Origin of the sequence: Streptomyces sp. NPDC051207 (genome assembly GCF_040682395.1) — a bacterium.
Lineage (GTDB): Bacteria > Actinomycetota > Actinomycetes > Streptomycetales > Streptomycetaceae > Streptomyces.
The window spans coordinates 1-26,217 of the sequence record NZ_JBFBAX010000045.1; the positions used below are offsets into that span (position 1 = coordinate 1).

General features: G+C 68.4%; 22 protein-coding genes. 6 read left to right on the forward strand and 16 right to left on the reverse strand.

What is annotated here, in order from left to right:
• Positions 1-279: 279 nt before the first annotated feature.
• The 3 genes from AB0M97_RS28640 to thyX form a co-directional block, all read right to left on the reverse strand.
• Positions 280-1,965, reverse strand: coding sequence for a ribonuclease J (locus AB0M97_RS28640; RefSeq protein ID WP_365963881.1), 1,686 nt, complete (start codon positions 1,963-1,965; stop codon positions 280-282).
• 124 nt (positions 1,966-2,089) lie between these two features.
• The gene (gene dapA / locus AB0M97_RS28645) at positions 2,090-2,989 is read right to left on the reverse strand and encodes a 4-hydroxy-tetrahydrodipicolinate synthase (protein WP_365963882.1); all 900 of its coding nucleotides are present in this window, start codon (positions 2,987-2,989) and stop codon (positions 2,090-2,092) included.
• Positions 2,990-3,211: 222 nt separating this feature from the next.
• Positions 3,212-3,949, reverse strand: coding sequence for an FAD-dependent thymidylate synthase (gene thyX, locus AB0M97_RS28650; RefSeq protein WP_365963883.1), 738 nt, complete (start codon positions 3,947-3,949; stop codon positions 3,212-3,214).
• A gap of 162 nt (positions 3,950-4,111) precedes the next feature.
• On the opposite strand from thyX, the gene AB0M97_RS28655 reads away from it, so the two are divergent.
• Positions 4,112-4,666 (forward strand): PH domain-containing protein, encoded by a 555-nt coding sequence (locus AB0M97_RS28655; protein WP_365963884.1) that lies wholly within the window; start codon positions 4,112-4,114, stop codon positions 4,664-4,666.
• Positions 4,667-4,764: 98 nt separating this feature from the next.
• On the opposite strand, the gene AB0M97_RS28660 is transcribed toward AB0M97_RS28655, so the two are convergent.
• From AB0M97_RS28660 to rpsO, 5 genes are all read right to left on the reverse strand, one after another.
• Entirely contained in the window at positions 4,765-5,208 is a 444-nt protein-coding gene (locus tag AB0M97_RS28660; RefSeq protein WP_365963885.1) for a hypothetical protein, read from the reverse strand.
• A gap of 12 nt (positions 5,209-5,220) precedes the next feature.
• Positions 5,221-5,973, reverse strand: coding sequence for a 4-hydroxy-tetrahydrodipicolinate reductase (gene dapB, locus AB0M97_RS28665; RefSeq protein ID WP_365963886.1), 753 nt, complete (start codon positions 5,971-5,973; stop codon positions 5,221-5,223).
• A gap of 57 nt (positions 5,974-6,030) precedes the next feature.
• The gene (locus AB0M97_RS28670; RefSeq protein ID WP_365963887.1) at positions 6,031-7,410 is read right to left on the reverse strand and encodes a pitrilysin family protein; all 1,380 of its coding nucleotides are present in this window, start codon (positions 7,408-7,410) and stop codon (positions 6,031-6,033) included.
• Positions 7,407-9,644, reverse strand: coding sequence for a polyribonucleotide nucleotidyltransferase (locus AB0M97_RS28675; RefSeq protein ID WP_365963888.1), 2,238 nt, complete (start codon positions 9,642-9,644; stop codon positions 7,407-7,409). Before AB0M97_RS28675 ends, AB0M97_RS28670 begins: the two co-directional genes overlap by 4 nt.
• Before the next feature lie 420 nt (positions 9,645-10,064).
• Positions 10,065-10,352 (reverse strand): 30S ribosomal protein S15, encoded by a 288-nt coding sequence (rpsO, locus tag AB0M97_RS28680; RefSeq protein ID WP_010042739.1) that lies wholly within the window; start codon positions 10,350-10,352, stop codon positions 10,065-10,067.
• 316 nt (positions 10,353-10,668) lie between these two features.
• Between rpsO and AB0M97_RS28685 the strand changes: the two genes are divergently transcribed.
• Entirely contained in the window at positions 10,669-10,965 is a 297-nt protein-coding gene (locus AB0M97_RS28685; RefSeq protein WP_365963889.1) for a DUF397 domain-containing protein, read from the forward strand.
• A 58-nt stretch (positions 10,966-11,023) separates the two neighbouring features.
• Here AB0M97_RS28685 and AB0M97_RS28690 read toward each other — a convergent pair whose 3' ends face one another.
• The 3 genes from AB0M97_RS28690 to eccD all read right to left on the reverse strand — a co-directional run bounded on the left by AB0M97_RS28690 (position 11,024) and on the right by eccD (position 14,082).
• Positions 11,024-11,785: a hypothetical protein gene (locus AB0M97_RS28690; RefSeq protein WP_365963890.1), complete on the reverse strand. Its 762-nt coding sequence runs from the start codon at positions 11,783-11,785 to the stop codon at positions 11,024-11,026.
• Positions 11,748-12,458 (reverse strand): hypothetical protein, encoded by a 711-nt coding sequence (locus AB0M97_RS28695; protein WP_365963891.1) that lies wholly within the window; start codon positions 12,456-12,458, stop codon positions 11,748-11,750. Before AB0M97_RS28695 ends, AB0M97_RS28690 begins: the two co-directional genes overlap by 38 nt.
• Before the next feature lie 112 nt (positions 12,459-12,570).
• The gene (gene eccD / locus AB0M97_RS28700) at positions 12,571-14,082 is read right to left on the reverse strand and encodes a type VII secretion integral membrane protein EccD (protein ID WP_365963905.1); all 1,512 of its coding nucleotides are present in this window, start codon (positions 14,080-14,082) and stop codon (positions 12,571-12,573) included.
• Between the two features lie 175 nt (positions 14,083-14,257).
• Here eccD and eccCa point away from each other — a divergent pair, with 175 nt between their 5' ends.
• The 4 genes from eccCa to AB0M97_RS28720 are packed head-to-tail and all read left to right on the forward strand — an operon-like array spanning position 14,258 to position 21,657.
• Positions 14,258-18,226: a type VII secretion protein EccCa gene (gene eccCa, locus AB0M97_RS28705; protein WP_365963892.1), complete on the forward strand. Its 3,969-nt coding sequence runs from the start codon at positions 14,258-14,260 to the stop codon at positions 18,224-18,226.
• Between the two features lie 34 nt (positions 18,227-18,260).
• Positions 18,261-18,779: a hypothetical protein gene (locus AB0M97_RS28710; RefSeq protein ID WP_365963893.1), complete on the forward strand. Its 519-nt coding sequence runs from the start codon at positions 18,261-18,263 to the stop codon at positions 18,777-18,779.
• A complete protein-coding gene (locus tag AB0M97_RS28715; protein ID WP_365963894.1) occupies positions 18,779-21,088 on the forward strand; it encodes a DUF6571 family protein in 2,310 nt (769 codons plus the stop codon). The genes AB0M97_RS28710 and AB0M97_RS28715 overlap by 1 nt, the downstream gene beginning before the upstream one ends.
• Before the next feature lie 23 nt (positions 21,089-21,111).
• Positions 21,112-21,657, forward strand: a complete 546-nt coding sequence (locus AB0M97_RS28720) for a hypothetical protein (protein WP_365963895.1) — start codon at positions 21,112-21,114, stop codon at positions 21,655-21,657.
• A gap of 153 nt (positions 21,658-21,810) precedes the next feature.
• Here AB0M97_RS28720 and AB0M97_RS28725 read toward each other — a convergent pair whose 3' ends face one another.
• The 5 genes from AB0M97_RS28725 to AB0M97_RS28745 form a co-directional block, all read right to left on the reverse strand.
• Positions 21,811-22,107, reverse strand: coding sequence for a WXG100 family type VII secretion target (locus AB0M97_RS28725; protein WP_365963896.1), 297 nt, complete (start codon positions 22,105-22,107; stop codon positions 21,811-21,813).
• A 91-nt stretch (positions 22,108-22,198) separates the two neighbouring features.
• A complete protein-coding gene (locus tag AB0M97_RS28730) occupies positions 22,199-22,537 on the reverse strand; it encodes a WXG100 family type VII secretion target (RefSeq protein ID WP_365963897.1) in 339 nt (112 codons plus the stop codon).
• Positions 22,538-22,679: 142 nt separating this feature from the next.
• Positions 22,680-23,774, reverse strand: coding sequence for a S8 family serine peptidase (locus AB0M97_RS28735; protein WP_365963898.1), 1,095 nt, complete (start codon positions 23,772-23,774; stop codon positions 22,680-22,682).
• Between the two features lie 199 nt (positions 23,775-23,973).
• The gene (locus AB0M97_RS28740; RefSeq protein ID WP_365963899.1) at positions 23,974-25,662 is read right to left on the reverse strand and encodes a hypothetical protein; all 1,689 of its coding nucleotides are present in this window, start codon (positions 25,660-25,662) and stop codon (positions 23,974-23,976) included.
• Positions 25,662-26,045 (reverse strand): hypothetical protein, encoded by a 384-nt coding sequence (locus AB0M97_RS28745; RefSeq protein WP_365963900.1) that lies wholly within the window; start codon positions 26,043-26,045, stop codon positions 25,662-25,664. Before AB0M97_RS28745 ends, AB0M97_RS28740 begins: the two co-directional genes overlap by 1 nt.
• Positions 26,046-26,217 lie beyond the last annotated feature (172 nt).

The window sequence follows — 26,217 nt, forward strand, 5'->3', positions numbered from 1 at the left end:
CTGGCGTTGACTTTTGGCACGCTGTTGAGTTCTCAAGGAACGGACGCTTCCTTTGTACTCACCCTCTCGGGCTTTCCTCCGGGCGCTTCCCTTCGGTCTTGCGTTTCCGACTTTATCAGAGGTTCTGAGTCGGAATTCCCACCCCGTCCGGTCCCCCTGACGCACGAAGTGGTCGGGTTCCCGTCTGGGCGGGGTCGTAAACGTACTGGAGCGGGGCGCCCCGATGCAAATCGAGGGCCCCGCCCCTGGGTTGGCACTGTCTGGAGGCCCGACGGACCGTCAGACCTCCACCACGACAGGGAGGATCATCGGCCGGCGCCGGTAGGTGTCGGAGACCCACTTGCCCAGTGTGCGGCGGACGAGCTGCTGCATCTGGTGGGGTTCGACGACGCCGTCCTGGGCCGATCTCTCCAGCACCTCCGTGATCTTCGGGATGACGTCCCCGAAGGCGGAGTCCTCGATGCCGGAGCCGCGGGCCTGTACGTGCGGGCCGCCCGTGATCTTGCCGGTGGACGAGTCGAGGACGACGAAGACCGAGATGATGCCCTCGTCGCCGAGGATCCTGCGGTCCTTCAGCGCCGGCTCGCCGACGTCGCCGACGGAGAGGCCGTCGACGTAGACATAGCCCGCCTGGACCTTGCCGGAGATCTTCGCCTTGCCCTCGACCAGGTCCACGACCACACCGTCCTCGGCGATGACGATGCGGTCGTGCGGTACGCCGGTCAGGGCGCCCAGCTCGGCGTTGGCCCGCAGGTGGCGCCATTCGCCGTGCACCGGCATCAGGTTCTTCGGCCGGCAGATGTTGTAGAAGTAGAGCAGTTCGCCCGCCGAGGCGTGGCCCGAGACGTGCACCTTGGCGTTGCCCTTGTGGACGACGTCGGCGCCCCAGCGGGACAGGCCGTTGATGACGCGGTAGACCGCGTTCTCGTTGCCGGGGATGAGCGACGACGCCAGGATCACCGTGTCGCCCTCGACGATGCGGATCTGGTGGTCGCGGTTGGCCATGCGGGACAGGGCCGCCATCGGCTCGCCCTGGGAGCCCGTACAGACCAGGACCACCTCGTGGTCCGGCAGGTCGTCCAGCGTTTTCACGTCCACGACCAGGCCCGGCGGCACCTTCAGATAGCCGAGGTCACGCGCGATGCCCATGTTGCGGACCATGGAGCGGCCGACGAAGGCGACGCGGCGGCCGTACTCGTGCGCCGCGTCGAGGATCTGCTGGATGCGGTGGACGTGGCTGGCGAAGCTGGCCACGATGATCCGCTTGCGGGCCCCGGCGAAGACCTGGCGCAGCACGTTGGAGATGTCCCGCTCGGGCGGGACGAACCCCGGCACCTCGGCGTTCGTCGAGTCGGAGAGGAGGAGGTCGATGCCCTCCTCGCTCAGCCGCGCGAAGGCGTGCAGGTCGGTGAGGCGGCTGTCCAGCGGGAGCTGGTCCATCTTGAAGTCGCCGGTGTGGACGGCCAGGCCGGCCGGGGTGCGGATGGCGACGGCGAGGGCGTCGGGGATGGAGTGGTTCACCGCGATGAACTCGCAGTCGAACGGGCCGATGCGCTCGCGCTGTCCTTCCGACACCTCCAGGGTGTACGGGCGGATGCGGTGTTCCTGGAGCTTGGCCTCGATCAGGGCGAGGGTCAGCTTGGAGCCGATCAGCGGGATGTCCGGCTTCTCGCGCAGGAGGAAGGGGACACCGCCGATGTGGTCCTCGTGGCCGTGGGTGAGGACGATGCCCTCGATGTCGTCGAGGCGGTCCCGGACGGAGCTGAAGTCCGGCAGGATCAGGTCGATTCCGGGCTGCTCGTCCTCGGGGAAGAGCACTCCGCAGTCGACGATCAGGAGGCGTCCGCCGTACTCGAAGACCGTCATGTTGCGGCCGATCTCGCCGAGGCCGCCGAGCGGGGTGACCCGCAGGCCGCCTTCGGGGAGCGGCGGGGGCGGGCCCAGTTCAGGGTGCGGATGACTCAAAAGACTCTCCTCAACCACGCGCGCCACGTACCGGTGGCACGTGGCGCGCGTGACGTTCGTGCAGAAGCAGTTGTCGTGGGTCTGCGGGCACCGGTGGCCCGCTATTCAGTTGTGAAGTCCGATGTCAGAGCTGTACCCCGCCGGCAGCAAGATCGATCTTGAGCTGCTCGATCTCTTCGGGCATGCATTCGACCATGGGCGCGCGCAGCGGTCCGGCGGGCAGGCCCTTGAGGGTGAGGGCGGCCTTCGTGGTCATGACGCCCTGGGTGCGGAACATGCCCGTGTAGACGGGGAGCAGCTTCTGGTGGATCTCGGTCGCCTTGTGGACGTCGCCCGCGGTGTACGCCTCGACCAGGGCGCGCAGCTCGGGGGTGACGACGTGGCCGACGACGGATACGAAGCCGACCGCGCCCACGGAGAGCAGCGGGAGGTTCAGCATGTCGTCGCCGGAGTACCAGGCGAGGCCGGAGCGGGCGATGGCCCAGCTGGCCCGGCCGAGGTCGCCCTTGGCGTCCTTGTTGGCGACGATCCGCGGGTGCTCGGCGAGACGGACGAGCGTCTCCGTGTTGATGGGTACGCCGCTGCGGCCCGGGATGTCGTAGAGCATGACCGGCAGTTCCGTGGCGTCGGCGACGGCCCGGAAGTGGCGATAGAGGCCCTCTTGCGGGGGCTTGTTGTAGTACGGGGTGACGACGAGCAGGCCGTGGGCGCCGGTGCGCTCCGCGGCGCGGGCGAGCTCGATGCTGTGGTGGGTGTCGTTGGTGCCGACTCCGGCGACGACGTGGGCCCGGTCGCCGACCGCTTCCAGGACCGCCCGTACGAGGTCCGCTTTCTCCGCGTCGCTGGTGGTGGGGGACTCGCCGGTGGTGCCGTTGATGATCAGGCCGTCGTTGCCTGCGTCCACCAGGTGGGCGGCGAGCCGCTGCGCGCCGTCGAGGTCGAGTGCGCCGTCCGCCGTGAAGGGCGTGACCATGGCGGTGAGGACCCTCCCGAAGGGGGTCTGCGGAGTGGAGGTCGGAGCCATGGGTTACACGCTACTCGTTGCTCAGGACGGGGTCTGCTCCAGGGCAGGCGACAAGTCGTGACAAAGGTGGAGCCCGGCACTGCCTGCTCGGGGGTTCAAGCAGTGCCGGGTCCGTCTGATCAGGCTAGATGAACTTCTCGAAATGCCGCAATACGGACACCGCGCAGGGCTGACCCGCACATGTGTGCCCGGCGCGGGAACGCGGACGCGCAGCGGGGCACGTCAGGGCGCGACCCGTCCGTTGGCGTTGAAGGCGGCGTAGGTCAGCGGCATGAGCTCCGCCCAGGCGGCTTCCATCCGCTCGCCGACCATCTCGATCTCGCGCTGCGGGAAGGACGGCACCTTGGCCAGCTCGTGCTGGGTGCGCAGGCCGAGGAAGTGCATCAGCGAGCGCGCGTTGCAGGTGGCGTACATCGAGGAGTACAGCCCGACGGGCAGGACCGAACGGGCGACCTCGCGGGCGACGCCGGCCTCCAGCATCTGCCGGTAGGTGCGGTAGGCCTGCCGGTAGGACTCCGCCATGGACTCCGACACCAATCGGTGCTGCTCCTCGGTGCCCTCGACGAACTCGTACTTGCCCGGGCGGCCCTGCTGGACCAGCTTGCGGGAGGGGCCGGGGACGTAGAAGACCGGCTGGAGCTCGCGGTAGCGGCCCGATTCCTCGTTGTAGGACCAGCCCACGCGGTGCCGCATGAACTCGCGGAAGACGAAGATCGGGGCGCTGATGAAGAAGGTCATCGAGTTGTGCTCGAACGGGCTGCCGTGCCGGTCCCGCATGAGGAAGTTGATGAGCCCCTTCGAGCGCTCCGGGTCCTTCTTCAGCTCGTCCAGGGACTGCTCCCCGAGGGTCGAGACGCGGGCTGCGAACAGCACGTCGGAGTCGGCCGCGCTGTGCTTCACCAGTTCCACGGTGACGTCGCCGCGAAGTTCGATCTTGAAGTCGTCGTCTGTGCCGGTCACGGTACGAAGGGCCTCCCCATCTCGTCTTTTCCGGACGCCACTCTACGGGCGATCCCGGACGGCGGACGCACACCTCGTCCGGGCCCCCAAGGGTGGTGACCGGGGACACAGGTCGATAACCTCACCGGGCCAGCCCCCGCATGGATCGAGTGAGGAACCGCCGTGCCCCTGCCCTTCCTGACGGCCGACCGCGTCTTCGATTCCACGGACGACGTCGCCCTGCCGTACGACGACCGCGACCGCTGGCGGCGCCCCTACCGGCCCGGCCCGTGGCGGGTGGGCACCGCGGCGGTGGCGCTGCTGTTCGCGTCGTTCGTGCTGTTGGCGGCCGTCGTCATCGCGCTGACGGACAGTGTGGCGGCGGCCGGACCGGTCTTCGCCGTGGCGGGAGCCGTCATCGTCTGCGCCGTGCGGCTGCTGCGCATCGGCGTGTGGGTGAGCGCGTCCGGGCTGCGGCACGTGCGTTTCTTCGGCACGCGGACGACGCCCTGGGAGCAGGTCGTCACGGTCCGGACGGTGCAGCAGCCGGTGCGCTGGCTCGGGCTGCCGCGCGCCGTGCAGGGGCAGGCGCTGGTGCTCGCCCGGCAGGGGCGTCCGGCCGAGGCCGCTCCGCCGCTGCTGACCTCGCACAACGCGGACTTCCTGGCGCGGGCGGAGGCCTTCGACCGGGCCGCCGACTCGGTGGAGGCGTGGGCCGAGGAGTACCGGCACGGCTGAGCGCCCCCGGCCGGCTACGGCGAGGGGCCCGGTCCGGGCGTGCGGACCGGGCCCCTCGTCGTGACGTGGGGTGTGTCGCCGTCACCTGTGCCGGGGTGTCACTTCGAGGCCCGGTGCAGGGCGATCGCCCGCTGCATCGCCTTGCGGGCGCGCGGTGTGTCGCGGGCGTCCTGGTAGGCGACGGCGAGCCGGAACCAGCTGCGCCAGTCGTCGGGGGCGGCTTCCGTCTCGGCCTTGCGCCTGGCGAACACCTCGTCGGCCGAGTCGCGGTCGATGCGCCCGGAGGGCGTGCGCCTCAGCTCGTCGACGGGCAGTCCGCCCTCGGCGTCGAGTTCGGCGGCGAGCTGGTTGGCCCGGCGGACGAACTGGGTGTTCTTCCACAGGAACCACAGTCCGATCACCGGCAGGATCAGTACCGCGAGGCCGAAGGCGACGGTGACGGGCGTGCCGGTCTCGATGAGGATGACGCCGCGGCTGCCGACCAGGACGAAGTAGAAGACCAGGACGGCGGCCGTGACGGCGTAGGTGAGCTTCGCGCGCATGGGGTCAGGGGCTCAGTTCAGGTCCAGGAAGTGTTCCAGGCCGAAGGTGAGGCCCGGGGTGCTCACCACGCGCCGCACGCCGAGCAGGATGCCCGGCATGAAGCTGCTGTGGTGCAGGGAGTCGTGCCGCACGGTGAGGGTCTCGCCCTCGCCGCCGAGCAGGACCTCCTGGTGGGCGAGCAGGCCGCGCAGCCGGACGGCGTGCACCGGGACGCCGTCGACGTCCGCGCCGCGGGCGCCGTCCAGGGCGGTGACCGTGGCGTCCGGTGCCGGGGCGCTGCCGGCCCGGCGGCGGGCCTCGGCGATGAGCTGGGCCGTGCGGGTGGCGGTGCCGCTGGGGGCGTCGACCTTGTTCGGGTGGTGCAGTTCGACGACCTCGACGGACTCGAAGTACGGGGCGGCGAGCTGCGCGAACTTCATGGTGAGGACGGCGCCGAGGGAGAAGTTCGGCGCGATGAGCACGCCCGTCTGCGGGGACTGGGCGAGCCAGCCCTTCAACTGCGCGAGGCGGTCGTCGGTCCAGCCGGTGGTGCCGACGACGGCGTGCATGCCGTGGCGTACGCAGAAGTCGAGGTTGCCCATGACGGAGGCGGGCGTGGTCAGCTCGACCACGACCTCGGCACCGCTGTCGGCCAGCGTCTCCAGCTTGTCGCCCCGGCCGAGGGCGGCGACCAGTTCCAGGTCCTCGGCGGCCTCGACTGCCCGTACCGCCTCGGATCCGATGCGGCCCTTGGCTCCGAGGACCGCCACGCGCAGCTTGCTCATGTTGTTGCTTCCTTACGGGAGGGGGTGGGCCAGGGTCCGTCCGTGCGCCGGACGGGCCTAGGCGACGGCGTCCTGCAGCCGGGACGCCTGCTTGTCCTTCAGCGGGCCGATGACCGACAGCGAGGGCCGCCGTCCCAGGACGTCCCGCGCCACGGAACGGACGTCGTCCGGGGTGACCGAGGCTATCCGGGCCAGCATGTCGTCGACGGACATCTGGTCGCCCCAGCACAGCTCGCTCTTGCCGATACGGTTCATCAGCGCGCCGGTGTCCTCCAGGCCGAGGACCGTGGAGCCGCGGAGCTGGCCGATGGCGCGGCCGATCTCCTCGTCGGACAGGCCGTGTTCGGCGACGTGGTCGAGTTCGTCGCGGCAGATCGTCAGCACGTCGTGGACCTGCGACGGCCGGCAGCCGGCGTACACGCCGAACAGACCGCAGTCGGCGAAGCCCGAGGTGTACGAGTACACGCTGTAGGCCAGGCCGCGCTTCTCGCGTACCTCCTGGAACAGGCGCGACGACATGCCGCCGCCGAGGGCGGTGTTGAGGACGCCGAGTGCCCAGCGGCGCTCGTCCGTGCGCGCCAGACCGGGCATGCCGAGCACGACATGGGCCTGTTCGGTCTTGCGGCCGACCAGTTCGACGCGGCCCGCGGTGCGCAGGGTGCGCCGCCCGCCGCGCGGCGCGACGGGCTCGGCCGTGAGGTCCTTGAGGGCGCCGGCCCGCTCGAACGCGGCGCGGACCTGGCGCACGACCTTGTGGTGGTCGACGTTGCCCGCGCAGGCGACCACGAGGTGGGTCGGGTCGTAGTGCTTCCTGTAGAAGCGGCGGATGCGGTCGGCGGTCAGGGCGTTGACCGTGTCGACGGTGCCGAGGACGGGACGGCCGAGGGGGTTGTCGCCGAACATCGTGTGCGCGAACAGGTCGTGCACGCAGTCGCCCGGGTCGTCCTCGGTCATCGCGATCTCCTCGAGGATGGCGCCGCGCTCGACGTCGACGTCCTCCTCGCGGATCAGCGAGCCGGTCAGCATGTCGCAGACGACGTCGATGGCGAGCGGCAGGTCGGCGTCGAGCACGCGCGCGTAGTAGCACGTGTACTCCTTCGCCGTGAACGCGTTCATCTCGCCGCCGACCGCGTCGATCGCGGACGAGATGTCCATGGCCGACCTGCGGCTGGTGCCCTTGAAGAGCAGGTGCTCCAGGTAGTGCGTGGCGCCGTTCAGCGTGGGGGTCTCGTCGCGGGAGCCGACGTGCGCCCAGATGCCGAAGGTCGCGGAGCGGACCGAGGGCAGCGTCTCGGTGACGATGCGCAGACCGCCGGGGAGGGTGGTCCTTCGGACTGTGCCGATGCCGTTCTCGCCCTTGATGAGGGTTTGGGTACGGGCGACGGCCCGCGCCTCCGAAGAGGTGCGGGCCGTCGCCTTGGAGCCGTGGGACGTCACTGGTCGGTGTCGTCCTTCTCGTCCGTGGCGGAGCCGCTGTCGGACGCGGTGTCCTCGCCCTCGATCACGGGGATGAGGGAGAGCTTGCCACGGGAGTCGATCTCGGCGATCTCGACCTGGACCTTCTGGCCCACGCCGAGGACGTCCTCGACGTTCTCCACGCGCTTGCCGCCGGCCAGCTTGCGGATCTGCGAGATGTGCAGCAGACCGTCCTTGCCGGGCAGCAGGGAGACGAACGCGCCGAAGGTCGTCGTCTTCACGACCGTGCCGAGGTAGCGCTCGCCGACCTCGGGCATCGTCGGGTTGGCGATGCCGTTGATCGTGGCGCGGGCGGCCTCGGCGGCCGGGCCGTCGGCGGCACCGATGTAGATCGTGCCGTCGTCCTCGATCGTGATCTCGGCGCCGGTGTCCTCCTGGATCTGGTTGATCATCTTGCCCTTGGGGCCGATGACCTCGCCGATCTTGTCGACCGGGATCTTCACGGTGATGATCCGCGGCGCGTTCGGGGACATCTCGTCCGGCTTGTCGATCGCTTCCATCATCACGTCGAGGATGTGGAGGCGGGCGTCGCGGGCCTGCTTGAGGGCCGCGGCCAGGACGGAGGCGGGGATGCCGTCCAGCTTGGTGTCGAGCTGGAGGGCGGTCACGAACTCCTTGGTGCCGGCGACCTTGAAGTCCATGTCGCCGAAGGCGTCCTCCGCACCGAGGATGTCGGTGAGGGTGACGTAGTGCGTCTCGCCCTCGATTTCCTGGGAGATCAGGCCCATGGCGATACCGGCGACGGGGGCCTTCAGCGGCACACCGGCGTTCAGCAGCGACATGGTGGAGGCGCAGACCGAGCCCATGGACGTCGAGCCGTTGGAGCCGAGGGCCTCGGACACCTGGCGGATCGCGTACGGGAACTCCTCGCGCGTCGGCAGCACCGGCACGATGGCGCGCTCGGCGAGGGCGCCGTGGCCGATCTCGCGGCGCTTCGGGGAGCCGACGCGGCCGGTCTCGCCGACGGAGTACGGCGGGAAGTTGTAGTTGTGCATGTAGCGCTTGCGGGTCACCGGCGAGAGGGTGTCCAGCTGCTGCTCCATGCGGAGCATGTTGAGGGTGGTGACGCCCAGGATCTGGGTCTCGCCACGCTCGAACAGCGCGGAACCGTGCACGCGCGGGATGGCCTCGACCTCGGCGGCGAGCGTACGGATGTCCGTCAGGCCCCGGCCGTCAATGCGCTTCTTCTCCTTGATGACGCGCTCACGGACCAGGGACTTGGTCAGCGAGCGGTACGCGGCGGAGATCTCCTTCTCGCGGCCCTCGAACTCCGGCAGGAGCTTCTCGGCGGCGAGCTGCTTGACGCGGTCCAGCTCGGCCTCGCGCTCCTGCTTGCCGGCGATGGTCAGCGCCTGCGCCAGCTCGGGCTTGACGGCGGCGGTCAGCGCCTCGAGGACGTCGTCCTGGTAGTCCAGGAAGATCGGGAACTCGGCGGTCGGCTTGGCGGCCTTCGCGGCGAGGTCGGCCTGGGCCTTGCAGAGCACCTTGATGAAGGGCTTCGCGGCGTCCAGACCGGCGGCGACGACCTCCTCGGTGGGCGCCTCGGCGCCGCCCTCGACCAGCTTGACGGTCTGCTCGGTGGCCTCGGCCTCGACCATCATGATCGCGACGTCGCCGTCCTCCAGGGTGCGGCCCGCGACCACCATGTCGAAGACGGCGTCCTCGAGCTCGGTGTGCGTCGGGAAGGCCACCCACTGGCCGCGGATCAGCGCGACGCGGACGCCGCCGATCGGGCCGGAGAAGGGCAGACCGGCCAGCTGCGTGGACGCGGAGGCGGCGTTGATCGCCACGACGTCGTACAGGTGGTCGGGGTTGAGCGCCATGACCGTGGCGATGACCTGGATCTCGTTGCGCAGGCCCTTCTTGAAGGACGGGCGCAGCGGGCGGTCGATCAGCCGGCAGGTCAGGACGGCGTCCTCGCTGGGCCGACCCTCACGGCGGAAGAAGCTGCCGGGGATCTTGCCGGCGGCGTACATCCGCTCCTCGACGTCCACCGTCAGCGGGAAGAAGTCGAGCTGGTCCTTGGGGGTCTTGGACGCGCTGGTGGCCGACAGCACCATGGTGTCGTCGTCCAGGTAGGCCACGGCGGAACCGGCGGCCTGCTTGGCCAGGCGGCCCGTCTCGAAGCGGATGGTGCGGGTGCCGAAGGAACCGTTGTCGATCACGGCCTCGGCGTAGTGGGTCTCGTTCTCCACTAGCGAAATCTCCGATACTTCTCGTCCTTCGTCCCTGGTCTGCCCGTGTGGCAGGGGGACGGTGCCGGAGAAGCGCTCCGTCTGGTGCAGGCCGGTCTTCGATCGAAGCACCCGGGTTTTTCCTGCCCGGGGGCCACTACCGAGGACCGGCGGCGGCGAGGCGCGCTTCTCCTCGTACTGGGTCGTGCGTCGTGCGTCGTGCTGTGTGGTGCTGTCGTGCTCTGTTGTTGTGTCGTGCTCTGTTGTCTTGCCGTGCTGTGTCGTGCGCTTCGCGTGTGCTACCACACTACAAAGCGTGAGTGACACTCCGCACGTTCCGGTACGCACGGGAAGGGTTCCCTGGCGTACGCGGAGGATGCCTCACCCACGGCAAAGGGAGCGGTCCCCGATCGCTTCGGGAACCGCTCCCCTCACGGCGTCTTACTTGGCGCCCGCCGCACCGCGGCGGATGCCGAGGCGGTCGACCAGCGCACGGAAGCGCTGGATGTCCTTCTTGGCCAGGTACTGCAGCAGGCGGCGACGCTGACCGACCAGGATGAGCAGACCACGGCGGGAGTGGTGGTCGTGCTTGTGGGTCTTGAGGTGCTCGGTTAGGTCGGAGATCCGACGGGACAGCAGAGCCACCTGGACCTCGGGGGAGCCGGTGTCACCCTCCTTGGTACCGAACTCGGACATGATCTGCTTCTTCGTAGCGGCGTCGAGCGACACGCGTACTCCTCGTAAGTCTGTGATGGGCCACCGAGTGCCCCCGGTCTGCTTCTCGGGGGATCTTCCGTGACTCGGAAGGCGGGGATCCGCTGGGCGCGACCTCCAGAGGGGCTCCGGGGGTGCGTACGCATACGGCCGTCAGCCAGAGTACCAGGGGCGGGGGCGAGGGTGGTCGAGGGCCTGGCGTGTACGTCCGGCGGGGCCGGCCGGGGTTCTCGCCGGAGTGGACCGCCGCCGGCACCGGCACCACGGAAGGACGGCGCCAAGTATGGTGGCCGGGCAGCTCGTTGGCACGAACAGAAGGGTCGGATCCGCGATGGCCGAGGCCGAGGACCAGGAACTCAAGGCGCGCAAGGAGCGGGAACGGGACGAGCTGTACGCGCTCGACATCTCGGGTGTGGAGTGGACGTGCGCCCCCGGCACCGAGGAGCACGAGGAGCGCGTCGAGATCGCCTATCTGCCGGGCGGTGCCGTGGCCATGCGGTCGTCGCTGGACCCGGACACCGTGCTGCGGTACACGGAGGCGGAGTGGCGGGCGTTCGTGCTCGGGGCGCGGGACGGCGAGTTCGACCTGGAGCCGTCGCCGCGCAACGGGGGCATGCCCGCGGAGTGACACCCGTACGGGAAAAGGGGCGGCACACGCGCGTGTGCCGCCCCTTCGCGTGGTCCCGTCAGTGCTTCAGGCCGGCGCTTCCGTAGCCGACGGCCAGCAGCACCGGGTCCTTGGGGTACTCCTCGTCGCGGACCACGGTCCGCCGGGCGAAGAAGACGTTGCCGTTCTCGACGACGATGTCGGACCGCTCCGGGTCGCTCAGCTCGGCCTCCTCGTCCTCCGGGAGGATGAAAAGGAGGACCGGGGTCTCCTTGTCGGTGCGCGGGTTCCAGCTGACGACGGACGCGGGTGAGAGCGCCCCGCTGCGCCGGTGGATGAGCAGCTCGTCGCCGCTCATGCGCAGCGGCTGGACCATCTGGAGCCAGCAGCCCTCGAACTTGCCCTGTGTCCTGCCCGTCCTCAGGTCGAAGGCCACGATCCAGCCGGACGGCTGCTCGTCGGTGATGTTCTCCTTGCTCATGACGAAGGCCGGCGTGCGGCCGACGACCATTCCGTCGCAGTTCTCCACCACGCCGAACAGCGGCGAGGAGAAGTAGCGGGAGGCGCACTTCGCCTCGTAACCGGCCAGGGAGACCGTGCTGAGGTGCTTCCCCCGGTCGTCCAGGCTGACCAGGTCGGTGACGACGCTGTCCCCGGCCGCGACGGCCAGGACCGGCGGGTCGGAGGAGGGCAGGTACACGTCCTGGACGCCGGTGGCCGCCCGGTACGTCCACTGCGCCTTTCCGGTGCGCGGGTCGAGTCTCTGGACCCGGTAGGTGACGTCCGGCAGCTCACCAGCGCGATCAGCGCGCGCCCTCCGGCGAAGCCCTTGTCCTCGCACTGGGAGGCGGTCGTGCCGTTCCGCAGGTGCCGTCCGTCATGGCGTACGCCACCGAGCCACGGGCCCAGGCGACGACGCCCTTGGTCAGGGTGAGGTTGGTGTTGGTCGCGTAAGCGAAGTCGGCGGACGGCATTTTCTTCTGCCAGAGCTTCCTGCCGGTGTTCAGGTCGACGAACACCACCTGGTCGCACACGCCCTTGCTCTCCGCCGCGCCCTCGGCCGGCGGGGGCTGGATGACGAGCGCGGTGCGGCCGTCGGCGGTGACGTGCCTGCTGGTGGCGCAGAGGTGACCGTCCAGTTCGAGGGTCCAGGCCTTCTCGGTGGCGTCCGGCTTGATCCGGTAGCCCTCGATGCGGCGGGCTACGCCCTTGGCGAAGACCTTGTCGGTGGCCCAGGCGCCGGGAGCGTAGCGAGGGCTGGTCTCCGTGGCCTTGGTGATGTCCTTTTCGTCGTGCTCGAGAATCGGCCGGTCCTCGGGGGATGCGGGAAGCTTCTCGACGGTCTCCCTGACGGCGTCCGGGGCCCGCCGTGCGGCCTGCGCTTCGCTCTTGCCGGCGCTGTCCGTAGCGGGCCACAGGAGCCGGCCGCCCGCTGCGAGGACGACGGCGAGGACGGCCGCCGCGGAGCCGAGCAGTACCGTGCGGCGCTTCTTGCGCCGCTGGTCCGCCGCCACTGAGGATTGCGTGTATATGGAGGGAGGCGGGCCGAAGCTCACGCTCACGTATTCCTTCGGGTCACCGGGCGGCGCGGGGCGGCGCCGCCCGGTGACGGCCCGGGTGGAGTGGTCAGTTGCCGGTCATCGCCCGGACGGTGGCGTACACGTCGAAGACGGCGAGGGCCAGCGGCACGAGCGTCAGCAGGACGAAGCCCTCGGCGAGCTCGGTGAAGCGGCCCCAGAAGGGGCTGAGGCCGGTGCGCGGAGCGGTCAGCCCGACGAGGGTGACCAGCGTGGCCGCCACCGCGATGGCGGCGACGAGCCAGATGGTGCGGAGGTCGAGGTCGGCACGGTTCCCGTGCAGCGCCGCGTGGAAGGCGGAGGCGGGCGGATGGAGCGCCAGGCCGAGGCCGAGCAGGACCAGCGAGCCCAGCCCGGCCGCCAGGACGGGCGCGACCTGCGCGGTGTAGCGGAACAGCTGGGCGCGCATGAGCAGCGCGATTCCGGTGGCCAGGGCGAGGAGCTGTCCCCAGACGCCGTCGGAGAAGGCGAGCACCGCCGCGGAGGTGACGCCGAGCAGCGCACAGCCGCCGACCAGGCCCACGAGCAGTTCGTGGCCCCGGCGGGCCTGGGCCTCGATCCGTTCGGCGTCCACCGGGCCCTGCGGCTCGGGGCCGGTGCCGTAGGTTCCGCGCGAAACGGTGTCCGGCGGGTCGAAGCCGATCGGCAGGCGCGCGAAGCGCAGGGAGAGCCCCGGCAGGAACGCCAGGAGGCCGATGGCGACCGGAGCGCACAGCCCGGCGGTCTCGGCGGGGGTCCAGTGCGCGAGGATCGCGGCGAACACGGCGATCAGGCCGATGCCGGAAGCGAAGGCGAAGGTGACGAACGGCCCGTCCCGGCGCGGCGAGCACAGCGTGAGGACCACCGAGGCAAGCAGCACGGCCGCGCACACCAGCAGGAACTGCAGCTTTCCGATGCCCTGCCCGTCGGCGAGCGGCAGCAGGCCCGAACCGGCCACCCCCGCGTTGGGCAGGGCGCCGAGTCCGAGGGCGACGGCCGAGGCCGGGTCGGCGTACACCCGCGCCCGTACGGCGGCGACGGCGACCAGGACCGCGCCGGCGATCCCCGCGAGGACGCCGGGCAGGCTGTGCATGTCGTGCCGCGGATCGGCGGTCCAGGCGACGAGGGCGAGCAGGGCGGGCAGCACCGCGCCGCCGGTCAGGCCCGCCGCCCGGGTCAGGTCAGTGCTCCACAGGGAGCGGTCGCGGATGACGGCGGAGGCCACCGCGTCCGACACGTCGTCGAAGACGGCGGGGGGCAGGGAGTCGGAGAACGGGCGCAGCGTGAGCAGTTCGCCGTCCAGGATCCGCTGCGCGGCGAAGGAGCGCGCACTGTCCAGGACGGTCCCGTCGCGGCGGACGAGGTGATAGCCGACCGGGGCCCCCGCTTCCGGTCGTTGCTGGGACAGCCTGAGGACCTCGGGGCAGAGGTCCGCGACGGGGACGTCGTCGGGCAGTGCCACGTCGATCCGGCTGTCCGGCGCGACGATCGTGACGCGGCAGAATCCGAGCCCTGTTCCCGCCCCGGCAGGGGTCCCGTCACCGGGCCCTCCGGCTCCGGTGGCCGCCGCGGAGGCCGTCATACTCACCTGCTGCTCCCCCTCAGTGATGGTCGTGCGTCGTGTGCTCACGCGAACATCCGGCACCCTATCGCCCGTCGGTGTGCCCTGAAGTCAGTAGGATCGCGCGGTGGTCCGCGTCCGCCTGAGACGGGGCAGGCGGACAAATCCCCGCGGGCCGCAAAGGGATTGGTGAGCTGTGAGCCACATCGTCGTCAAGCGCCCGCCTCGGACGCTGCCGCCCGAAGTACCCACGGGTGAGATCGCTCTGCAGCCCCCGCCGGAGTTGCCGCGCGGTCACCAAGAGGGCGTGCTGATGCAACTGCTGCCCACCCTGGGCATGGGCGGTTCCGTGGTCTTCTTCTTCACGAGCCCTCACCCGTTCATGAGGATCATGGGCATGGTCATGATTGCCTCGACGATCGCCATGTCCATTGCGATGGTGGTCCGCTTCCGCCGCGGCACCCAGGGGCAACTCGCCGACCTGCGACGTGACTACCTGAGCTACCTGACCCGGATTCGCCGTACGGTCAAGGAGACCGCCAGGTCCCAGCGGGACGCGCAGTACTACCTGCACCCCTCCCCCGACCAGCTGTGGGCCCTGGCCGCCGAGGGCAGCCGGGTCTGGGAACGGCGCCCCGGCGACGAGGACTTCGCCCATGTGCGCATCGGTCTGGGCCCGCAGGGCCTGGCCACTCCGCTCGTCGCGCCCGAGACGGGTCCCGTCGAGCAGCTGGAACCACTGACCGCGGGTGCCGTGCAGCGCTTCCTCGACGTCCACGGCAGCCTGGACGACCTGCCGATCGCGGTGTCGCTACGCGCCTTCTACCACGTCACGCTCAGCGGGGACGCCCCGTCCGTACGCGCCTGCGCCCGCGCGCTGACCTGCTCGCTGGCCGCGCTGCACTCGCCGCAGGACCTCGTCCTCGTGGTCGCCGCCGGACGTGAGGAACTCCCGCACTGGGAGTGGGCGAAGTGGCTGCCGCATGTGCAGGCCTTCGGTGCCGTGGACGGCGCGGGCAGCCGCAGACTCATCGACGGCGACACCCGTGAGCTGGAGAACCTGATCTCGTCGCGGCTGAGCGGCCGTCCCCGCTTCCACCCGCACGCGGCCGCGCTGCCCGAGGAACCGCACATCGTCGTCGTCCTGGACGGTGTCTGCCTGCCACCGGACTCGCTGCTCGCCGGCCCCGAAGGTCTCCAGGGCGTGACCCTTCTGAACCTCGTTCCCGGTGAACCCGCCGGTGTCGGCGGCGACTTGGCCGTGGTCGTAGGACCCGGCGCACTGCGCCTGGAGTCGGCGCACGGTGTCACCTACGAGGGAACGCCCGACGCCCTGTCCCCCGAGTCGGCCGAGGCCCTCGCCCGTCAGCTGGCGCCGCTGCGCATGGCGTCCGGCGGTGACGACGACGAACCCCTGCTGGCCGACCTGGAGTTCACGGACCTGCTGAACCTCGGTGACGCCGCCTCGGTCGACACCCGGCGCACCTGGCGGCCCCGTTCGCTGGCCGAGCGGCTGCGGGTGCCGATCGGTGTCGGCGAGGACGGCCGGCCGGTGATGCTGGACCTGAAGGAGGCCGCGCAGGAGGGCATGGGCCCGCACGGCCTGTGCGTCGGCGCCACCGGTTCCGGCAAGTCGGAGCTGCTGCGCACGCTGGTGCTCGGCCTGGCGGTCACGCACTCCTCCGAGACCCTGAACTTCGTCCTCGCGGACTTCAAGGGCGGCGCCACCTTCGCCGGTATGGCGAGGATGCCCCACGTCGCGGCCGTGATCACGAACCTGGCGGACGACCTGACGCTGGTCGACCGCATGGGCGACTCCATCCGCGGTGAGCTGAACCGCCGCCAGGAGATGCTGCGCGACGCGGGCAACTACGCCAACATCCACGACTACGAGAAGGCACGCGCGGCCGGTGCTCCGCTCCAGCCGATTCCGTCGCTCGTCCTGGTGATCGACGAGTTCAGCGAGCTGCTGACCGCGAAGCCGGACTTCATCGAGATGTTCGTGCAGATCGGCCGCATCGGCCGGTCGCTCGGCGTGCATCTGCTGCTCGCCTCGCAGCGCCTTGAGGAGGGCCGCCTGCGGGGCCTGGAGACGTACCTGTCCTACCGGATCGGCCTGCGGACCTTCTCCGCTGCGGAGTCCCGGGCGGCGCTCGGTGTGCCGGACGCGCACGAGCTGCCCAATGTGCCGGGTTCCGGCTTCCTGAAGTTCGGCACGGACGAAATGGTCCGCTTCAAGGCGGCGTACGTCTCCGGACCGTACCGCTCGGGCACCCGGCGGGCCGCGCTCGGCGGTGACCCCCTCCCGGTGGACCGCCGTCCGGTCCTGTTCACCGCGGCCGAGGTGCCGGTGCAGTACGCGCCCGTGCCACGGCCACGCCCGGACCAGGACCCGGAGGTCGACGAGGCGCTCGCGGACACGGTCCTGGACGTGGTCGTACGGCGGCTGGAGGCTCAGGGTCCGCCGGCCCACCAGGTGTGGCTGCCCCCGCTGGACAGCCCGCCGTCACTGGACGAAGTGCTGCCGGGGCTCACGGCGGTCGAGGGCCGCGGCTTCACCCAGCCGGGTTACGAGGGCGCGGGTCGGCTGATCGTGCCGGTCGGCCTGGTGGACAAGCCGTACGAGCAGCGCCGCGACCCGCTGTGGGTCGATTTCTCCGGAGCGGCGGGGCACATGCAGATCCTCGGCGGTCCGCAGTCGGGCAAGTCGACACTGCTGCGCACGCTCATCTCGTCCTTCGCCCTGACGCACACACCGCACGAGGTGCAGTTCTACGGCCTCGACTTCGGCGGTGGCGGGATGGCGGCGGTGGCCGGCCTGCCGCACGTGGGCGGCGTGGCCTCGCGTCTGGACCCGGAGCGGGTGCGGCGGACGGTGGCCGAGGTGTACGGGGTGCTGACCCGGCGCGAGGAGTACTTCCGCTCGTCGGGCATCTCCTCGATCGCCGAGTTCCGCGCCCGGCGGGCCCGCGGGGACATTCCGGTGACCGACCAGCCGTGGGGTGACGTGTTCCTCGTCATCGACGGCTGGGGCAGCTTCCGTGCCGACCACGAGGCGATGGACCAGGTGATCCTCGACATCGCGGTGCGAGGACTCGGCTACGGCGTCCACCTGATCCTGACCGCCTCCCGCTCGATGGAGGTCAGGTCCGCGCTCAAGGACCAGCTGATGAACCGCCTGGAACTGCGGCTCGGCGACACGATGGACTCCGAGCTGGACCGCAAGGTGGCCGCGAACGTCCCGGCGGGTGTGCCGGGCCGCGGTCAGTCTCCACAGAAGCTGCATTTCATGGCGGCGGTGCCGCGGATCGACGGCCTGACGTCGGACACGGAACTGGCGGACGCGACGGCGGCACTGGCGAGCGAGGTCACGCGTCACTGGCAGGCACCCGGCGCGCCTCAAGTCCGGCTGCTGCCGCGCAAGTTCCCGGCAGAAGTTCTGCCTCCGGGAAACCGCCTCCCGCAGCGCGGTGTGGCCTTCGCGCTCGACGAGGACAATCTCGAGCCGGTGTTCGTGAACTTCGAGCAGGACCCGTTCTTCCTCATTTTCGGTGAAAGCGAATCGGGCAAGTCGAACCTGCTGCGGCTGCTGATCAGGCAGTTGACGCAGCGGTACCCGGGCGACGAGTGCAAGCTGTTCGTCGTGGACAACAGGCGTTCGCTGCTGGGCGCGACGCCGGAGACGCATCTCGCCGAGTACATTCCCATGTCCAACGCGATGGACCATCACATCGCCGCTCTGGTGGATCTGATGAAGCGCCGGACTCCCACGGCCGACGTGACCGCTCAGCAGTTGCGGGACCGGAGTTGGTGGAGTGGTCCGGCGGTGTACGTCGTCATCGACGACTACGACCTGGTGTCGACGTCGAGCGGCAATCCGCTGGCCGGTCTGACGGAACTGCTGCCGTTCGCCCGGGACGTGGGCGTGCGGTTCGTCATCGCGCGGTCCACAGCGGGGGCCGGGCGTGCGGCCTACGAGCCGTTCATGCAGCGGGTCAAGGAGTTGGGGGCGCAGGGCGTGGTGCTCGCCGGCGATCCCTCGGAGGGAGACCTGCTGGGAGGCGTACGGGCGCGGGCGATGCCTGCGGGGCGGGGGGTCTTTGTGTCGCGGAGGCGGGGCAGGCCGCTCGTCCAGACGGCGCTCATGCCCGAAGAGACGTTCTGAACACCCGTTCGCACAAGGGGGAAGGAGTCCACGCGTGGCGTGGGAAGAGTGGGACCGGCTCAAGGCTCAGGCAGCGGCTCAGGAGCCGTCGGCGGGTATGCAGTTGAATCAGGTCGACGGCGGTGGTGGGGGTGTCACGGGGACTCCGAGTACGTACGGCGACCTGACCGTCAGCCAGGGCGATCTGGCGAAGATCGGGGAACACGCTTTCAGCCTGTACAACGACCTCTGGGACAAGGCCCGCAGGGTCGTTCCGTCCAGCGAGACGGCCGCGGGAAAGCTGTCCGGGGACGGCTTCGCGCTCGGGGGCGGCCTGCAGCACGTAGCCACGCGCTGGGACGAGCAGGTGTCCTCGCTGCGTGATGCTTGCGCGCACATCTCGAACCACATGCGCGTCACCAAGAAGATCCACTCCGGAGACGAGGAGTACGTCCGGCGGCAGATGAGCAGCATTGATCTCCTGGACGGAGGCTTCAACGAACGCGTGGGCCGAGCCGGTGAGAAGAACAGCGTGTACGGCGACAAGAGCGACAACGAGAAGAAGGCCGGCTGATGGACCTCGACGCTCTCCGCTTCGCCGACTTCGGCCCGCTCGATGACGCCGTCGACGACTGGTCGACCGTGATCAGGGATCTCGAAACTCTGGAGAAGTCCGCGGACAAAGGCCTCCGCCGCTCCGCCAACAAAGCGCATTGGGCCGGTGTCAACGCCGCTGTCTCCAGGGAGTTCATCGGCAAGACCGCTGGTGAGTTCACAGACGCCCTCACCCAGGCGACGTCGATCCGCAACATCCTGCGCGACACGTGCTCGGAGCTGAAGGGGTACAGGACCAAGGTCAGGGATGCCATCGAGCGCGGACTGGCAAAGAATCTGACGGTCACGTCCGCGGGGGACGGCGGGTTCACGGTCACGATGAACGTCCATCCCGACCGCACGGCCAAGGGGACGACGGTTCCCGAGCACAGCCAGAGCGACGTCACCGCGCTGCGGGACGAGGTCCAGAAGATCCTCGACGATGCCACGAGATGTGACAGCTCCGCCAATACGGTGCTGCGCGCCCTGGCCGACCAGACCAAGGTCGGGTTCTCCGACGCGCCGGTTTACCAGGACCGCGACGCCGCGCACGAGGCTGTCACGACGGCGAACGAACTGGCCGAACTGGCCAGGAGAAGGCCCGAGGATCTCACGCCTCGTGATGTCGGCCGACTCAACAAGGGCCTGATGAAGTATGCGGACGACGAGCTGTTCGCCGACCGATTTGCCGGACGTCTCGGCGCCCAGGGCACCTTGGACCTCTGGACCGGGCTGACCGACCCGCACCGCGCCCACGGTGTCGAGAGCGAGCGGGGCGAGAAGTACGCCGAACTGCAGAAGAACCTCGGTCTGACGCTGGCAACCGCGACCCAGAGCGACTCCGCTGCCATGACCGACTGGAAGACCAGGATGGTCGACCTGGTCGACAAGCCCGTCGGACAGGGAGGCGGCTTCCCGCTGGGCGGGCAGGTGATGAGCAACCTGATGCGATGGGGAAATTACGACGATCATTTCCTCGTCCGGTACGGGGAGAAACTCATCGACGCCGAGAAGAAGTTCACCGGCAACGGCGCGCACGGAGCCTGGAGTCGTATCGCCTCGGACTCCCTCCTCAACCACACCGGAACCGACTCCGGCTGGGACCCAATGACGGGCTACCTGAAGGCGCTCTCCAACAGCCCGGACGCGGCGACGGACTTCTTCAACGGCACGTTCGTCACCAAGGACGAGGATCACGACTTCACCAAGGAGGTGGACGGAAAGGAGGTCAAGAGGTCCCTGTCCACCTTCGAGTACTTCTTCGAAGAGCGGGACTGGCCGGACGACGTGGACGACAAGGGCGAGGACAGCATCGTGGGCCGCAACCATCTGGCGATGGCGCTGGAGGCGGCGACGACAGGTCATCCGGCAGGAGAAATACCTACGGCGGACACGCCGCCGCACAGTGCGGGTCAGGCTCGGTTGATGGAAAAGCTTGTCTCATCCATCGGGGAAGACCCGGAGCGGTTGACGAAGTACGGATACATGTCCGACAGCATCGGGCAGATCACCTCCGAATACCTGCCCGACGTGAACCGTTCTCTGACCAACACAATGAGGGAGAACGAAGAGAAATGGTCCGACGTCGAACGCCTGTATCCCATCGCAGGGGCCGAAGCCAGACTCAACCCCACGGATGTCACAAAGCTCCTGTTCACTGTGGGGCAGAACGAAGACGGCTACGCCGCGGTGGAAGTCGGCCAAAAGCAGTACATGGGCATGCTGATGGACTACCACTTGAGTCCTGACCTGCCGTCTTCTCAGCGTGCCTTTGATGACCCCATGAGCACAATCCGACACATTGCCGGCCAGTCCGGTGCAGTATCGGGCGTGTTGAGCATCGGGGCCCAAGAGGCCATCGGAGAAGAGGCTTCCGACAAGGACAAGAAGTATGAGCACTCCATCGCCCAACGGAAAAACTTGATTTCCGGCGGCCTCGGCACTGCAGTGGGTGTTGGCGCCTCATTCATTGCGACTCCATGGATTGGCGCAGCTGTCGGGGGAACCACAGGAACTGTCACGAGTGTCGTCCTGGAAGCCGTCTTCGAGGACGCCGAAGGCCAAGCGAAGAAGGAAGCCGAGAGAACTGGCGGCGCTTTTTGGCAGAGCGGCCTGGTAAGGAACCATGAAATTGCTGACAGTGCCGCACGGCAGGCTGCGCGTGTATATAACCTGAGAGACGTCAGGGACATTGGCTGGGCAGCGGGCGAAGCTGCAGAACAGGGTTATCTCAATGCACGGCCGATGCTCACAGGACAGCATCCGGGATCTCTCGGAGCTTACAAATAGTACACCTTCAGAAGGAGGCTCTCATGAGTCATCGCGCGCCGCAATGGAGCCATCAGATTCCAGTCTCTTTGGCCTGCGTCATTGCGCTCGCCTGCGCGATTTCAGGCTGTGCCGGCGAAGAAGAGCGAGACTATGCGATTCCAAGAGAGCTGTGCGGATACTCATTCACTCCGGATGATCTAGCCGGATTTCTGCCACCAGGAAAGGAAATCGCCGTACGGCGGGATGTCCACTCAGTGACGACGGTGTGCGAAGTGGTCATTGACCGGAAGCTGATCCTCACGACCACTACGACTTGGCGGGGTGCGGATGACTCCACCGAGTCCTTCGCTCGACGGGCCTTGAAGGTTCCGAAGCACTCGGCCGACGGGGGACGTTTTCGTTACTCTGATTTCGAGGCTTTCGGAAAAACGCGCAAATGTGTCGCTCCGGAGGGTGGTCGGGTGCTGTATACGGCCGTCCAAGCGGTGGGTTCCAAGCAAAGAGATGCGGATGCAATGAAGCGGCTCATTACGTCTTTCACTGCAGAAGTAGAAGCATCGCGGGAGTGCACGGCGGGTGTTCCGTAAAGTACATAGTCGACCGCACCAAAGCGCACTTGACCCCGAAGACCCAGGTGATCGGCTTGCAAAAGGGCCGCTGCACAACACCATGGTGAAACATCGCAGGGTGGGCACCTCCCGTGTGTGCCCACCCCGTTTGGCTGCCTTCCCCCGCGGGCGTTAGAAGTAGCTGGCGCCCTTCAGGTCGCCGCCCCGGTAGTCGCCGCCGGCGGCGTGGACCCGTTTTCCGATGTTGAGCAGCGCCTCGTGGATGGCTCGGGCGTGGTTGTCCCAGATGTGTGCCTTCTTGGCAAACGCGTCGTGCGCCTCGCCGGCCCAGCCGCCGGAGACGTTGAGCACAGCCGCCTTCAACGCCTCGAGATCCTCCTCGAGCTTCTTGGCGTTGTTGCCGAGCTCCGTGGCGAGTGCGTCCATGGCGCCGTAGTTGACGGCGAGTTTTCCGTAGTGGGCGTCCATTCGTACCTCATTTTCTTGACGTTCCGAGCCGAGCCGAGCTTGTCCGCCCTGAGACGCTGTGCTTCTCAGGGCCTCTCAGGATTGTCACCCATCAGTAGCTGTTGAGGGCCGAGGTCTTACCGCCCAGGTCCACCGAGATACCTGCCATGTCGGCCCTGATCTGGTCTTCGAGCGCGTTCTTGTCCCGCGTGTTCAGCTGCACACCCTCGAGGAAGTCCTGCAGCATCTTTCCGATTTCGACCATGTGCGAGTTGATTTCCGTCTGCTTCGCGTTGAACGCGTTGGCACCCTCACCCTGCCAGGCCTTCTCGATCATGTCGATGGTGCCCTGCAGTTGTGCGAGCGTTCCGCGAATTCCGTCGTAGCGGTCGATGATTTCCGTCTTGAGCTTTTGTGCATGACTGTCGTCGAATTCACGACCCGTGGCCATTTTCAGCACTTCCCTTTCGTGAGAGTGGTGGCTTGGTTCGCATCACTGGGTGGTGGCTGCGTTTCCCGATCGCGCTTCCGCGTGGAGGCGGCCGGACTGCGTCAGCGCAGCCCTGCGGGACTGGGCGGTTGAGGGCGAGGCGTCATGCGCCTCGTCGGGAACGGAGGCACGCGAAGGCTCCGCCACCTGCCACCGCAAGTGCAGCAGCGGCCCCGAGGACTGCCCACGGGGTGCTGTCCGATGTGCCGGAATTCGAGTCCGCAGCGGCGGCCTGTCCTGCCGGCCTTTTCCCAGGCTGCGGCGAAGCGGGATCGGGCGACGACGTCCGATTTCCCTCTTTGTCCGTGACCCCTACGGAGTTCTCCACCGCGAGTGGGTCCGTGCCGGCCGGGACGGGAGTGTAGGCGCCGTCCTCCAACACCTTGCGGGGGCGGATCAACCCGTATCCGAGGTAGGTACTCGGGTCGTCTCTCGCCCAGTCACGTCCTGCGGTGTCGATCAGGCTCGCGAGCACCTGGTTGGCCGTCCAGCCGGGGTGGGCGGACCAGATGAGGGCGGCGGAGGCGGAGGCGATGGCGGTGGCTTGGCTGGTGCCCTTTCCTGTGCAGTACGAACGGAACGTCTCGTCGCACCAACTCGGAATGTTGAGGCCTGGAGAAGCCAGGTCCACGTAATTTCCGTGATCGGAGAACTTTGCGACACTGCCGCTCTCATCTGATGCTGCGATCCCGACTACGTATGGGTAAGCAGCCGGATAGTCGATGAGGCCGCTTTTCTCCCCGCCATTTCCGACACCGGCAAACATCAGCTTTCCCTTGGACTGAGCGTACTCAATCGCCGCTCTTTCCTCGGCTTCGTCACCAGGACTGCCGAACGACATGTTGATGATCTTGGCGTCGCTGTCAGCGGCGGCCCGGATCGCCTGTACCGAGGTCGCGGTCTTCTTTCTCTCCGCTTGATCCGTCAGCTCATCGAGCTTGATCCGGTAAGGAACGATCTTCGCTCCTGGAGCAAGTCCTCTGAGTCCACCACCGGCACCGGTGCCGGCAATCAGCTCCGCCATGGTGGTGCCGTGACCGCCGTAGTCCACTGTCGCGCCGTACGCCACGGACGGGGCTACCTCGTCGGCAAGTACCTGCCCTTGGAGAGAGGGGGTGTCAGGGTTGACTCCGCTGTCGATGACAGCGACTTTGACACCCTTTCCGGTGCTCACCTCCCACATGTCCTCGGCCTTCATCGCCGACAAATACCACTGCTGAGACTGAACGTCTGCCGCAGTCGCGCTCGGTGTCAAACCCGCCGTGAACCCAACCAGGGCACCGAGCGCCACACAGACGGCTGACACCCGTCTCCCGTTCCCCGCGAAAGGCGCACTCCACCCGCCGTATCGGCTGTTCCCTGGCCCCATGCCTCTGTCTGTCCTCGCTCTCGTCTGATCAGTCGGCCGATGACGCGCCATCGCGCCGATCTTCACGCCGTGAACCGATGTCGCCGGAACTCGGTTGGCTCGTTGGGCTGGGAGCCTGCCCGATGCCGCCGGGCGTGTGTCCGTTGTTCCTGGTGCCAGAGGTTCGGCTGTCCGCCGTGCCCACCACGCTGTCAGGACGGGTGACGGGGCGTCGAGCGGCCCCCGTGCCCGTCGTGGAACTCGGAACTCCGACCATTCCACGTTGGCCGTGCCCTTCCCCTGTCGGGCGTGGGGCGGGCATGCCTCCACCACCGATGACGGTGCCACGTGGCACCCTGGTGGCACGGGAGCCAGGGGCATTTCTGGAGATCGGCTTCCCACCAACGACGCCATTCGTGGCGGGCCCGAGGGCTGTACGTGCGGCATTCAGGGCACCAGGACCGGTGACGGGACCGCGTGGAACACCACCTGCCTGCCTGGCGGTCGGTCCCCCAGTGTTGGGCGTTCCTCCAACCAAGCCCCGCCCCATGGGGCCTGCCTGGCTGCCGCTCCCCTGCCCCGCTGCTGAAGCACGTCCTGCCGACGGAGCAACTCCCGTACGGCCGGTCGGAGTGCCGCCCTGCATACCTCCAGCACGTCCCTGCGCCGAAATGGCACCCCTGCTCGCTGGCGCACCGTCGGACCTGGGCACGCGCCCGGCTCCGCCTCGGGAGACGGGTGGTGCTGCCATGGGTGGTGGAGGGGGAGTCACAGCCGGTGCCGGCGCGTTGGGGAATGGAGCCGATGGGGGCGTCGCAAGCGGTGGTTTTGTTGCCTCTTGCGGCGGCAACGTACCGACGCTGTCGATCTCCGTACCGACATACCGGCTCGGACGGGTGCTGGAATCGTCCAGCTCTCTTGCCGACGGCAGAGGGACATTGGGCTGCGGTCGCTCGGCCGGGGCATTCACCGAAGGGTCACGCACCGTTTGCGGACCCCTCGTGTCGGTCTGCGAGCCAGTCTGCCCGGGACCAGGGGAAAGCTCCGTGCCAACCCGTCCCTTCGGTTTTGGCACCCCCACATCCGGCATTTTCGGAAAGACCGGCTCCTCCGCCCTGGTCATCGCCCCCTGCGACACCGCGTAGAACGACGCCAGCCGGTACATCTGGTTGATGGCTTCCTGGCGGTTCCTCTCCGCCTTCACCGCAGCCGTGTACTCGTCGTTGCTCTCGACCCGCTTCGCCTCGGGGATGTCCTCGATCCTCTTGGGGTCGGAGCGGTTGTCGCGCGGTGGCATGGATGTGCGGACCGAGGCGAGTCCGGACCCGGCGGCCATGATGTGCGTGCCCACTGCTTCGGCGTAAGCGGCGAGATCGTGGGCGGTGGTGACCAGGTTCTGGCCCCACTTGTGGAAGGCGCTGTGTGCCTCGCCCTCCCAGTCGACCTCGCCCAGGTTCGTCTTCAGTTCGTCGGCGGCCTCTTTGATGGCGTCCCTGGCGTCGATGAGTGCCGTGGCCGCGCTCTCCAGGAGTTCAGGGCCGGCGGACTCGACAATGTCGATCATTTCGTTGAGGTCGTAGCCTTCGAAGCTGGTCCTGCCGAAGTGAAAACCTCTGACGGAACCGAAGGGGGAGGTGAGCGACGTCATGTCGGTGAACGCGTCGAGAGCGGCGTTCCGTTTGCCGGCCTCCTGTCGTTCCGCCTGGTGCGGATTCGGCTGGTTCTTGTCGCCGCTCATCAGTACCCCGCGTCGGTGCGATCGGCCTTGTTGTCGCGCCGGATCTCCTCGTGCAGCGCCTCGTCCCGCCTGTCGTTGACCAGGGTGCGGATCTCGTGGAACCGGAGGCGCTGTGCGTCTTCAAGGTTGTCGAAGGTGACGTCCACGCCGTGGACCGCGATCTGCATCGCCTCCATCTGAAGGCCGAGCAGCTTCGAGAGCGCCGTGATGCGCTCATGAACGCGCTCATACTCCAGGTGGAGCGCCTTGGCCTCCGGGAACCTGCCCGTGCCGAACGCGGCCTCCGACAGGCGGTGCCTCGCCACCTTCGACGAACCGCCCGCCGACTCCTCGAAAGCGGTGAGGAGATCGTCCACGCGCTTCTTGAATGTGGACAGCGCCATCACACCGCGCCGTACGTCGGCGCCACCCCCCATGGCTGCACCCCCCATGTCTGCCGGAAGCACGAAGCTTGCCCTCCCCCGTTGTGCCGCCCTTCCAGGTGGCCTCATGTGTCCCAAGCGCCGACGATCACGACACGCCCACTGTAATGACTACCTGTGACACTCCCAACTG